The sequence below is a fragment of the Leclercia sp. M50 genome (genome assembly GCF_037150775.1).
GTDB lineage: Bacteria > Pseudomonadota > Gammaproteobacteria > Enterobacterales > Enterobacteriaceae > Enterobacter.
Window position 1 is genome coordinate 1 of the sequence record NZ_JBBCPK010000106.1, and the last position, 12451, is coordinate 12451.

Consider the following 12451-nt stretch of genomic DNA (forward strand, 5'->3'; position numbering starts at 1 on the left):
AAATAATCAGACAGCTGACCAGACTGAGAGTACCCTGCCAGAATACTGGATTTAAGAACTAATACTTTGCTCATGGGTGATTCCTTTGTTGTATTTGATGAGGGGGTTGCCCCGTTGCTTGCTGACACTCTATTCACAATCCTGTCGCAGGGATAGCGCAATATATCGAAGTCTATGTTCGAATTTTTTGAATAAGGCGCAAAAACCCGCGATGTGGTACTCTATAGCAATCATTACAAAGAGATTTTATCCGGCAGTGCACTGCCCGTTAACGCTATGACAGAACAACAGAAATTAACCTTCCCGATGCTTATGCAACAGTTAGATCCGCTGATGTTGCGTGACAAACAGCGCTTTGCCCGCCGCCTGCATGGGGTAAAGAAGGTTAAAAATCCTGATGCACAACAGGCCATTTTCCAGGAGATGGCGAAAGAGATTGAACAGGCGGCGGGTAAGGTTGTGCTGCGCGAAGCCGCGCGCCCGGCCATTACCTATCCGGAAAACCTGCCCGTCAGCCAGAAAAAACAGGCGATCCTCGAAGCCGTGCGCGATCACCAGGTGGTGATTGTGGCGGGGGAGACCGGCTCCGGCAAAACCACCCAGCTGCCAAAAATTTGTATGGAGCTGGGGCGCGGGATCAAGGGCCTGATCGGCCACACCCAGCCGCGTCGTCTGGCGGCGCGAACGGTGGCGAACCGTATTGCCGAAGAGCTGCAAACCGAGCCGGGTGGCTGCATCGGCTATAAGGTGCGCTTCAGCGATCACGTCAGCGACAACACCATGGTCAAGCTGATGACCGACGGTATTCTGCTGGCGGAGATCCAGCAGGACCGGCTGCTGATGCAGTATGACACCATCATCATCGATGAAGCGCACGAGCGTAGCCTGAACATCGACTTCCTGCTGGGCTACCTGCGGGAGCTGCTGCCGCGTCGCCCGGATCTGAAAGTGATCATCACCTCGGCCACCATCGACCCTGAACGTTTTTCGCGTCATTTCAACAATGCGCCGATTATCGAAGTCTCGGGGCGCACCTATCCGGTTGAGGTCCGCTACCGTCCGATGGTGGAAGACGCCGACGACACCGAGCGCGATCAGCTCCAGGCCATTTTCGATGCGGTGGATGAGCTGGGAAATGAAAGCCCGGGCGATATCCTGATCTTTATGAGCGGCGAGCGCGAAATCCGCGACACCGCCGACGCGCTGAGCAAACGCGACCTGCGCCATACCGAGATCCTGCCGCTGTATGCACGTCTCTCCAACAGCGAGCAGAACCGGGTCTTCCAGGCCCACAGCGGCCGCCGGATCGTGCTGGCGACCAACGTGGCGGAAACGTCCCTTACCGTGCCGGGCATTAAATATGTTATCGACCCCGGCACGGCGCGTATCAGCCGCTACAGCTACCGCACCAAGGTGCAGCGACTGCCGATCGAGCCGGTGTCTCAGGCCTCCGCCAACCAGCGTAAGGGCCGCTGCGGACGTGTCTCGGAAGGGATCTGTATCCGTCTCTATTCGGAAGACGATTTCCTGTCGCGCCCGGAGTTTACCGACCCGGAAATTCTGCGTACCAACCTGGCGTCGGTTATTCTGCAGATGACTGCCCTCGGGCTGGGCGATATCGCCGCCTTCCCGTTTGTGGAAGCGCCGGACAAGCGCAACATCCAGGACGGCGTGCGTCTGCTGGAGGAGCTGGGGGCAATCACCACCGACGAGCAGGCCACGGTCTACAAGCTGACCCCCATGGGCCGCCAGCTCAGCCAGCTGCCTGTTGACCCGCGCCTGGCGCGGATGGTGCTGGAGGCGCAAAAACATGGCTGCGTGCGCGAGGCGATGATCATCACCTCGGCGCTCTCCATCCAGGATCCGCGCGAGCGTCCGATGGACAAACAGCAGGCCTCCGACGAGAAGCACCGCCGCTTCCACGATAAAGAGTCCGACTTCCTTGCCTTTGTAAACCTGTGGAATTACATCGGCGAGCAGCAGAAAGCGCTGTCCTCAAACCAGTTCCGCCGTCAGTGCCGGGTCGATTTCCTTAACTACCTGCGGGTGCGCGAGTGGCAGGATATCTACACCCAGCTGCGCCAGGTGGTGAAAGAGCTGGGCATTCCGGTCAACAGCGAGCCGGCGGAGTACCGCGAAATTCATATCGCGCTGCTGACCGGTCTGCTGTCGCATATCGGCATGAAGGATGCCGATAAGCAGGAGTTTACCGGGGCGCGTAACGCCCGCTTCGCCATCTTCCCCGGCTCTGGCCTGTTCAAAAAGCCGCCGAAGTGGACGATGGTGGCCGAGCTGGTGGAGACCAGCCGTCTGTGGGGCCGCATTGCCGCGCGTATCGATCCGGAGTGGGTCGAACCGGTGGCGCAGCACCTGCTGAAGCGCTCATACAGTGAACCGCACTGGGAGCGGGCGCAGGGGGCGGTGATGGCGACCGAGAAGGTCACCGTCTACGGTCTGCCGGTGGTGGCGGCGCGTAAGGTCAACTACAGCCAGATCGACCCTGCGCTCAGCCGCGAACTGTTTATCCGCCACGCGCTGGTGGAGGGCGACTGGCAGACGCGCCACGCCTTCTTCCGGGAAAACCTTAAACTGCGCAGCGAAGTGGAAGAGCTGGAGCATAAAACCCGTCGCCGCGACATCCTGGTGGACGACGAGACGCTGTTTGAATTTTACGACCAACGCATCAGTCACGACGTGATTTCTGCCCGCCACTTTGACAGCTGGTGGAAAAAGGTCAGCCGCGAGACCCCGGATCTGCTCAACTTTGAAAAGAGCATGTTGATCAAAGAGGGGGCGGAACAGGTCAGCAAGCTCGACTACCCGAACTTCTGGCACCAGGGCAACCTCAAGCTGCGCCTGAGCTACCAGTTTGAACCGGGCACCGATGCCGACGGCGTGACCGTTCACATCCCGCTGCCGCTGCTCAACCAGGTGGAGGAGAGCGGATTCGAGTGGCAGATCCCCGGCCTGCGCCGCGAGCTGGTTATCGCCCTGATTAAATCGCTGCCAAAACCGGTGCGCCGCAACTTTGTGCCTGCGCCGAACTACGCCGAGGCGTTTTTAGGCCGCGCCACGCCGCTGGAGCTGCCGCTGCTGGATTCGCTGGAGCGCGAGCTGCGTCGGATGACGGGCGTCACCATCGACCGGGAAGAGTGGCACTGGGATCAGGTGCCCGATCACCTGAAAATCAGCTTCCGGGTAGTGGATGATAAAAACAGAAAGTTGCAGGAAGGTCGCTCCCTGACCGAGCTGAAAGAGGCCTTAAAAGGCAAGGTGCAGGAGACCCTCTCTGCCGTGGCCGACGACGGTATCGAACAGAGCGGGCTGCATATCTGGAGCTTTGGTCAGCTGCCGGAAAGCTACGAGCAGAAGCGCGGCAACTACAAGGTGAAAGCCTGGCCCGCGCTGGTGGACGAACGCGACAGCGTGGCGATCAAGCTATTTGATAATCCGCAGGAGCAGCAGCAGGCGATGTGGCGCGGGTTGCGCCGCCTGTTGCTGTTGAACATCCCGTCGCCGATCAAATATCTGCACGAGAAGCTGCCGAACAAGGCCAAGCTGGGGCTCTACTTTAACCCGTACGGCAAGGTGCTGGATCTGATTGACGACTGCATCTCCTGCGGCGTGGATCAGTTGATCCATGCCGCGGGTGGCCCGGTCTGGACGGAAGAGGGCTTTGCGAAGCTGCACGATAAGGTACGCGCCGAGCTCAACGAGACGGTGGTCAACATTGCGAAGCAGGTCGAACAGATCCTGACTGCGGTGTTCAATATCAACAAGCGCCTGAAAGGGCGGGTGGATATGACCATGGCGCTGGGGCTCTCGGACGTAAAAGCGCAGATGGCGGGGCTGGTCTATCGCGGGTTTGTGACCGGCAACGGGTACAAGCGTTTAGGCGATACGCTGCGCTATTTGCAGGCGATTGAAAAACGTCTGGAGAAGATGGCGATCGACCCGCACCGCGACCGGGCGCAGATGTTGAAGGTGGAAGCGGTGCAGCAGCGCTGGCAGCAGTGGCTGAACAAGCTGCCACCGGCGCGCCGCGATGATGAAGATGTACAGGAGATCCGCTGGATGATTGAAGAGCTGCGCGTCAGCTTCTTTGCCCAGCAGCTGGGGACGCCATACCCCATCTCCGATAAGCGGATTTTGCAGGCGATGGAGCAGATCTCGGCTTAACATCGCCGGGCGGCGCATGCGCTTGCCCGGCCTACAATCCTGCCATGAAGTTGTTGTAGGCCCGGTAAGCGTAGCGCCACCGGGCATTTCTTTAACCGTTCACCATCGCCAGCGTAAACCCATCCCATCCTTTCACACCCACCGTCTGTAACGCGGTGGCGGTCAGGCGCGGATTATCGCCGATCATCTCAATAAACCGCCGCACCCCGTGTACCCGGGCGTCGTCGCTCTGGCCGTTAACCACTTCTCCGTCCCGCACCACGTTATCGCCGATGATCACCGTCCCCGGCCGGGAGTAATGCAGCGCCCACTCCAGATAGCCCGGGTTATTCGGTTTATCGGCATCGATAAAGATCAGATCAAAAGGCGGGATCGCATCGAAGCGCTCAAGGGAGAGCAGGGCCGGACCTTCGATCAGCTCAATACGCTGCTCCAGTCCCGCCAGATGAATGTTCTGTCGGGCGACCTGAGCGTGAACCGGGTCGGCCTCCAGCGTGATCAGCTTGCCATCCGCGGGCAGGGCGCGCGCCATCCAGATACTGCTGTAGGCTCCCAGGGTGCCAATCTCCAGAATGCGCCTTGCCTGGGTCATGCGGACAAACAGCGCCAGTAACTGCCCCTGATTGGCGGCGACGTCGTGGGCTGGTAACCCAGCGCGCTGGTTATTTTCAAGGACCTTTTGCAGCACCTCATCCTGAGGAATAAGCTCGGAAATCATGAAATTATCTACGTCAGACCACAGCTGTTGCATAGATTGACCCCTTAGTGAGTATATTGCCCGGCGGCGCTACGCTTGCACGGGCCTACGAAACCTGTAGGGCGCCGCCCGGCGTTTACGATGCCGACCAGCCGCCTCCCAACGCCTTATACAGATCGATCTGCGCCAGCAGCAGGTTATTTTTCGCCTGCACTACGCTGGTCTGCACCGAGAACAGCGTGCGCTGGGCGTCGAGCACGTCCAGATAGGATGAATAGCCGTTGCGGTAGCGATTCTGGGCGATGCGCAGCGTCTCCTGGGCCACCGCCTGCTGCGCCACCAGTTCGGTCAGTTGCTCGCCATAGCGGGCGATGGCATCCAGGCTATCGTTCACCTCTTTAAAGGCATTGCGCACGGTTTTTTCATAGCTGTAGAGCGCCTGGTTGCGCTGCGACTGGCCGATATCCACCTGGGCGTTCAGCGCCTGACGGTTCAGCAGCGGGGCCAGAATACTGCCGCCGATGCTCCACAGCTCCAGCGGGTTGTCCAGCAGGCCGGGCAGGGTGCGATCCTGGATCGATCCGCTCGCGGTCAGGTTGATCGATGGCAGCAGACTGGCGCGCGAAGCCGCAAGCGAGGCATCGGCGGCAATGAGCTGGCGTTCCGCCTGCACAATATCCGGGCGGCGATTAAGCAGCGATGAGGGCAGTTGCGACGGGATACGCAGCGGCGTCAGGGCATCGAAATCGTCACTGCGGGCGATACGCCCCGGATTACCCCCCAGCAGCAGGCTGAGCGCATTCTCCTGACGGGCAATCTGGTTCTGCACCTGCGGGATCTGCGCCCGCGTCGAGCGCAGCTCGGAGTCGGACTGCATCAGCTCCAGGCGCGAACTGTAGCCGGTCTGATACTGCCGCTGTGCCAGGTTAAAGGCCTCTTCCCGCGCTTTGAGGGTCGACTGCGTGACCTTAAGTTGCTCGTCCAGCGCCAGCAGGGTGACATACCCCGAGGCCACCGAGGAGGCCACCGTCAGATCGGCCGCGGCGGCCGCCGCCTTTTGCGCCTCGAGGCTCGCCCGGGCGGCATCGGTGGTGCGGCGGTTCGCCCCCCAGATGTCCACGTCGTAGCTGGCAGTCAGGCTGCCTTTGTAGAGCGCCCCATAGGTGGGCAGACCGGTTGCCGCCGACTGAGAACGGGCGCGACCCGCATTGAGATCGGCATCCAGGGTCGGAAACAGATTGCCTTCGCTGGCGTAGACCCGCGCCTGGTACTCGTTGATTCGCTCCCGGGCAATCAGCACGTCACTGTTGTTACGCAGGGCCTGGTCAACGTAAGCGTTGAGATGATTGTCGTGAAAATTGCGCCACCACATCTGCTCAGCCGGGCTGGCAGGGCCGGTGCTGGCGCGCCACTGGGCGGGGATCTGTAGCGTCGGCTTCGCTGGCTCAACATCCACCGACTGGCAGGCGCTCAGGGCGGCGGCAATCAGCAGGGCGGTTAGCGGGCGGCGGATCATTCTGCCTCCCGGGTATCAATGGTCACCTGCACCGACATGCCAGGACGCAGCAGGGCCGACTCCTCCGGCTTGCCTAATACTTCAATACGCACCGGAATACGCTGGGCAATCTTGACGAAGTTCCCGGTGGCGTTATCCGGCGTAATGGCGCTGAACTCCACCCCGGTGGCGGGGGAGATGCTCTGCACCCGGCCTTCATAGGCTTTGTCGTTCAGGGCATCGACGGTGAATTTCACCGGCTGGCCAACGCGCAGATTTGCCAGCTGGGTCTCTTTGATATTGGCGATCACCCAGTGCTGCGGCGGCACCAGGGTAGTGAGGTGGGTTCCGGCGGTCACATAGGCGCCTAAACGCACCGCAATTTGCCCGAGCTGGCCGTCGCGCGGCGCCACGATACGGGTATTTTGCAGGTCGATCTGCGCCAGCTCGAGGGCCGCCTTCGCGTTTTCGACGTCGGCCTCCAGCGCGGCGCGGTTAACGATGGCGGTTTGCAGATCCTGGCGCGACATCTCCAGCGTGGCCTTCGCCTGGTCGATGTCGGCGCTGCCCTGGGCGGCACTCGCCAGCGCCGCATCCCGCTCACGAATGGAGAGCGAGCCGTCGGCGGTTAAGTCCTTCACCCGCTTCAAGTCGGCCTGGGTCTTCTGGCTCTGGGCCCGGGCGTTTTTCAGCGCCGCTTCGTTACGCTGGATCACCGCCTCGGCGCTTTTGCGCTGTTGCAGGTTATTGTTCAGCGCGGCTATTTTCATCGCCAGTTGGGCCTCAGCCTGGTGTACCCGCTGGCGGTAGATGCGATCGTCAATCTGCAGCAGCAGGTCGCCCTTCCTGACGCGCTCAAAATCCTGCACCCTGACCTCGGTGATGTAGCCGTTCACCTGCGGGCTGATAAAGGTGGTCTGGCCGCGCACGTAGGCGTTATCGGTAAACTGGGTATGGCGGGTAAACGGCGGTATCTGCCAGGCGTAGAGGATCACCAACACGCCAACAATGCTGATGGCGGCAGCGGCGAACACTGACACCACGCGCAGATTATTACGGGTACTGGCCTGCTCTTTAGCGGCATCCTGCTGACTCATAACCACTCCTGGAAACGCACAATCATCATTATTGTATAAACCATTATTTACTGCCGGTGGCCTTTCTCAGCGCCAGACGGGCCGTGATACGAAGCCGCAGCAAACGCCACAGGATCCACACCAGCGTGGCGCTGGCGATACCTGCCGTCAGCAGGTAAGTATCGTTGTAAGCGAGAATATTTGCCTGTAGCGTGCTGGCGTTCTGGAGCTGGAGCGCGGACTGCACGCTCAGCTGGGCGCTGTCGCCAATCAGGCTCCGGTACATCTGGCTGTAGATCTGCAGGCGCTCGTTCACCAGTGGATTGAGGCTGGTGAGCTGTTCGGCCAGCAGGCTGGAGTGATACTTCTCACGCCAGGTCTGAAAGGTGCCGAGAATGGCGGAACCCAGCAGGCCGCCAATGTTCTGGCTCATGCCGAACAGCACCGAAAAACTGACCAGGTTGCGCGGATCGGCAATCACCCCGCCAATCCCGGCCAGCATCGCCGGGGCAAGGAAGAAGGCGCTGCCGAAACCCAGCAGGAACTGGCTTAACATCAGCTGATCCGGGCGGGTGAGGCTGCTGGACTGGCTGTCGAGCAGCGAGGCGATAATCATCAGCACCAGCGAGGTGACAATCGGCCAGGCGAGCTTTGTCGGTTTGATGGTCAGGCAGCTGGCGGCGATGCCGCAGAGGATGCCGGCAAAAATCGCCCAGGCCAGGTGGGTCATCTGCTCGTTTTGCAGGCCAACATATTGTAACCAGCCGATTACCCCGGTGTTCTGCTCCGCCAGCACGATGCGGATCAGCAGCATAATCAGCCCCAGGCGCACGATGCTGCCGCTGGAGAGCCAGCGGGTGTTCAGCAGCGGGTTGCTGCGGTTATGCTCAAAGACGATAGCCGAGACAATCAGCACCAGCGAACCCGCCAGCGCCCAGCCGATCCACGGCGTTTCATACCACCACTCCAGCCGCCCAAGGGAGAGCACCGCGCAGAGCAGCGCCATCCCCGGAGCCAGCAGGATAAAGGTGATGAAATCTTTCTTCTCGAACACCTTGCGCCGGTCGCCGGGAGGCAGCTTAAGGGCGATGACGCAGCCCAGCGAGATCAGCGCCAGACCCAGCTCAAAGAGGTAGAGCCCGCGCCACTCGTCCAGCTGCAGCAGCTCGGTGGAGAAGAGCCGCGCAATGGGGATCGCCAGCGAGGAACCAGTGATACCAATGGTCAGGGCCTTCAGGCGGTGCTTCGCCGGCCAGGCCTGGATCTGATAGTAGATCCCGAGCGAGCTGAGCGCCGCGGCCACCATGCCGTGGGCGGCGCGCACCATCAGGGCCGAGCTGAGATCGTTGACGAAGAGGTGAAAGAAGGTCACCAGCACATAGAGCACCAGGAACCCTTCGGTAAAGGCGCGCAGGCCGAACTGCTGGCGAAACTTCACCAGCAGCAGGTTTATCGACACGTTGGTCATCACGTACACCGCGGGCAGCCAGGCGATCTCGGTGGACCAGGCGGCAAAGGTGCCCTGCAAATTTTGCAGGTTGGCGGCCACCATCGCATTGCCCAGCGCACCGGTCAGACAGACCAGTAATCCCACCACGCCGTAGGCGATACGTTTTGGCGTACTGTGCACCGGCGTGGAGGGGGAGCCTAACAGCATCGGCTTTTCGTTAGGCTGCCACTCGCGAGGAGCATAGGGGTTGCGTTGGGGCAGACGCATAGCGGTAAATACCTGTTGTCTTAATGAATAGTTAGAGGGCTAATGATTCTACGTCTCACGCAATGTCTGTTTCAAGTGAATATGATCATGAGGAGTTAAGCAAATGTGAACTAAAATATTTCAGAGAGATCCTCTGTTAAGCGACGGCCCGCGCGTTATTCTGAACGTCATTGCTGGAAGGAGGTAACGATGACTCTCACACGCTTCCCATCCCTGCCGGAGAAAACCCTGTCTGCGGTCAATACCGTCGGCGCCTGGCTGGCCGAAGATAATTTGCCTTACAATCCGCCCGCGCTACAGGCCGATCTGGTGGTGCTGGCCGGTAATGCGGTGATCCCCGCCATTGACGCGGCCTGCCGCCTGGCGTCGGAGCTTGCCGTGCCGCTGCTGATCAGCGGCGGAATAGGCCATTCCACCACCTTCTTATACGCCGCCATCGCGCAACATCCGCGCTATAACAGGGTGCGCACCACCGGCAAAGCCGAGGCCACCATTCTGGCGGAGATCGCCCGGGAGTTCTGGTCTGTTCCGCCGGAGCGTCTGCTGGTGGAAGATCAATCCACCAACTGCGGTGAAAATGCCCGCTTCAGCGCCGCGACGATCCTCCATCATCAGTTAAGGGTGACGCGCGGGATTGTGGTGCAGGACCCGACCATGCAGCGGCGGACCATGGCGACCTTTGCCCGCGTCTGGCGCGATAAGCCAGATGCCCCGTCGTGGACCAGCCATCCCGGCATTGTGCCGCAGCTGCAAAACAGTGATGAGGGCCTGGTGTTCCGCGGCGGCGGCGAAGGGCTGTGGCCCGTCGAGCGCTATCTGTCGCTGGTGCTGGGCGAGCTGCCGCGCCTGCGGGATGACATCAATGGCTACGGTCCGCTTGGCCGCGATTTTATCGTTCATGTGGATATTCCGTCCGAGGTGGAGGCGGCCTGGCAGATCCTGCGTCATGACGCCGTTCTCACCGAGGCGCTGGCGAGCCGCTCCCTGCTGTAACCTTGCCCGTTTGCGTGAAACTTATCGCAAACGGGCAACCTGATGTTGTCGTGATGTAACGGATTACGCCTGCTGACCCGTTTCTTTTATGAGATATCTCACAAAAACAGCGCGATACGCTGGGATTGAGGATCGGGAACTGTAGTTTTTAACAATAATTTTACTTGTTAAAAACAGTGTAATTACAGGAGCGAGTCATGACAGTACCCGTACAACATCCTATGTATATCGATGGACAGTTTGTAGCCTGGCAGGATGATGCCTGGATTGATGTCATCAATCCGGCCACCGAAGAGGTCATTTCCCGTATTCCCGACGGCAGTGCCGAAGATGCCCGTAAGGCGATAGACGCAGCCGAACGCGCCCAGGAGGCCTGGGAGGCGCTGCCTGCCATCCAGCGCGCAGGCTGGCTGCGTAAAATCGCGGCAGGCATTCGCGAGCGCGCCAGTGAGATTAGCGCCCTGATTGTTGCTGAAGGCGGTAAGATCCAGCAGCTCGCGGAGGTTGAGGTTTCCTTCACCGCCGACTATCTCGACTACATGGCGGAATGGGCCCGCCGCTACGAGGGCGAAATTATCCAGAGCGATCGTCCGGGCGAAAACATCCTGCTGTTCAAACGCGCCCTGGGGGTCACCACCGGCATCCTGCCGTGGAACTTCCCCTTCTTCCTGATTGCCCGCAAGCTGGCGCCTGCGCTGCTGACCGGCAACACCATCGTGATTAAGCCGAGCGAATTCACTCCAAATAACGCCATCGCCTTTGCCAAAATCGTCGACGAGATCGGCCTGCCGAAAGGGGTCTTTAACCTGGTGCTGGGTCGCGGGGAAACCGTTGGCCAGGAGCTGGCGGGCAACCCGAAAGTGGCGATGGTCAGCATGACCGGCAGCGTGGCCGCAGGCGAGAAGATCATGGCCGCCGCCGCGAAGAACATCACCAAAGTGTGCCTCGAGCTGGGCGGTAAAGCCCCGGCTATCGTGATGGACGACGCAGATCTGGAGCTGGCGGTGAAGGCGATTGTCGACTCGCGGGTGATCAACACCGGGCAGGTCTGTAACTGCGCCGAGCGCGTCTATGTGCAGAAGGGGATCTACGACCGCTTTGCAAACCGTCTGGGCGAAGCGATGAAAGCGGTGCAGTTTGGCAACCCGGCCGAGCGTAACGACATCGCCATGGGCCCGCTTATCAACGCCGCGGCGCTGGCGCGTGTTGAGCAGAAGGTGGCGCTGGCGGTAGAGCAGGGAGCGAAAGTGGTGCTGGGCGGCAAAGCGGTGGAAGGGAAGGGCTACTTCTATCCGCCAACGCTGCTGCTGGACGTGCGTCAGGAGATGAGCATCATGCACGAAGAGACCTTCGGACCGGTGCTGCCGGTGGTGGTATTTGACACCCTGGAGGAGGCGCTGAAGATGGCCAACGACAGCGATTATGGTCTGACATCCTCGATTTATACCCGGGATCTGAACGTGGCGATGAAGGCCATTAAAGGGCTGAAGTTCGGTGAAACCTACATCAACCGCGAGAACTTTGAAGCGATGCAGGGCTTCCACGCGGGATGGCGTAAATCGGGGATCGGCGGAGCGGATGGCAAACACGGTCTGCACGAGTATTTGCAGACCCAGGTGGTCTATTTGCAGTCGTGATAAACACGCCGGGTGGCGCTGCGCTTACCCGGCCTACAAAACCGGTAAACGGCATCATACATGCAGGCCGGGTAAGGCGAAGCCGCTACCCGGCACCCCAGGCTTACACCTTCGTCGCAATCCAGTTCATCATCAGCTCCGGCCAGAGGGCCACCGGCAGCCCCTGGGCATCGCGGATGCCGAATCCATGTTTCCCGCGCTCGAACAGATGCATCTCAACCGGCACCCCAACGCGGCGCAGGGCGGTAAACATCGCCAGGCTGTTCTCGACCTTCACCGCCGGGTCGTCGGCGGCATGCAGCAGGAAGGTCGGCGGGGCATCGCGGGTCACGCGCGCTTCCAGCGAATAGCGGCGGATCAGCTCTTCGCCAGGGTTGTCACCCATCAGCTCAAGGCGCGAGCCCGGGTGGTAGTGTTCGCCCTGCATGGTGATCACCGGATAGACCAGCGCCATAAAAGCCGGACGGGCGGATAGCGCGTCGGCGGCGTCGAGCGGGGCGTATACCGTTTCGTCATGGCGGGTGCCGAGGCTCGCCGCCACGTGACCGCCCGCCGAGAAGCCCAGCACTCCAATCCGCGCCGGATCCAGCTGCCACTCCCCGGCACTGGCGCGGATCACTCGCATGGCGCGCTGGATGTCGGCCAGCGGCGCGTCGG

General features: G+C 60.6%; 8 protein-coding genes and 1 pseudogene. 3 read left to right on the top strand and 6 right to left on the bottom strand.

The features are described from left to right. A pseudogene (locus WFM46_RS19890) lies at positions 1 to 74 on the bottom strand (FMN-dependent NADH-azoreductase); the annotation flags it as partial. Positions 75 to 276: 202 nt separating this feature from the next. Here WFM46_RS19890 and hrpA point away from each other — a divergent pair. Next, complete coding sequence (hrpA, locus tag WFM46_RS19895) at positions 277 to 4179, top strand: ATP-dependent RNA helicase HrpA (RefSeq protein WP_336998332.1); 3903 nt, start codon at positions 277 to 279, stop codon at positions 4177 to 4179. 91 nt (positions 4180 to 4270) lie between these two features. On the opposite strand, the gene WFM46_RS19900 is transcribed toward hrpA, so the two are convergent. The 4 genes from WFM46_RS19900 to WFM46_RS19915 all read right to left on the bottom strand — a co-directional run bounded on the left by WFM46_RS19900 (position 4271) and on the right by WFM46_RS19915 (position 9158). Next, a complete protein-coding gene (locus WFM46_RS19900; RefSeq protein WP_336998333.1) occupies positions 4271 to 4930 on the bottom strand; it encodes an O-methyltransferase in 660 nt (219 codons plus the stop codon). Positions 4931 to 5012: 82 nt separating this feature from the next. Continuing rightward, positions 5013 to 6392, bottom strand: coding sequence for an efflux transporter outer membrane subunit (locus tag WFM46_RS19905; RefSeq protein ID WP_336998334.1), 1380 nt, complete (start codon positions 6390 to 6392; stop codon positions 5013 to 5015). Beyond that, on the bottom strand, positions 6389 to 7468 hold the full coding sequence (locus tag WFM46_RS19910; RefSeq protein ID WP_336998335.1) for an HlyD family secretion protein: 1080 nt from the start codon (positions 7466 to 7468) through the stop codon (positions 6389 to 6391). Before WFM46_RS19910 ends, WFM46_RS19905 begins: the two co-directional genes overlap by 4 nt. 43 nt (positions 7469 to 7511) lie before the next feature. Beyond that, positions 7512 to 9158 carry an MFS transporter gene (locus WFM46_RS19915; RefSeq protein ID WP_336998339.1) on the bottom strand — a complete coding sequence of 549 codons (1647 nt, stop codon included), beginning with the start codon at positions 9156 to 9158 and terminating at the stop codon, positions 7512 to 7514. A gap of 195 nt (positions 9159 to 9353) precedes the next feature. On the opposite strand from WFM46_RS19915, the gene WFM46_RS19920 reads away from it, so the two are divergent. Together WFM46_RS19920 and aldA are read left to right on the top strand one after the other, a co-directional pair. Then, positions 9354 to 10157, top strand: coding sequence for a YdcF family protein (locus WFM46_RS19920; protein WP_336998336.1), 804 nt, complete (start codon positions 9354 to 9356; stop codon positions 10155 to 10157). A gap of 197 nt (positions 10158 to 10354) precedes the next feature. Further along, positions 10355 to 11794: an aldehyde dehydrogenase gene (aldA, locus tag WFM46_RS19925; protein WP_336998337.1), complete on the top strand. Its 1440-nt coding sequence runs from the start codon at positions 10355 to 10357 to the stop codon at positions 11792 to 11794. Between the two features lie 103 nt (positions 11795 to 11897). Here aldA and WFM46_RS19930 read toward each other — a convergent pair. Beyond that, a partial coding sequence (locus WFM46_RS19930; RefSeq protein ID WP_336998338.1) for an alpha/beta hydrolase occupies positions 11898 to 12451 on the bottom strand: 554 nt, incomplete at its 5' end.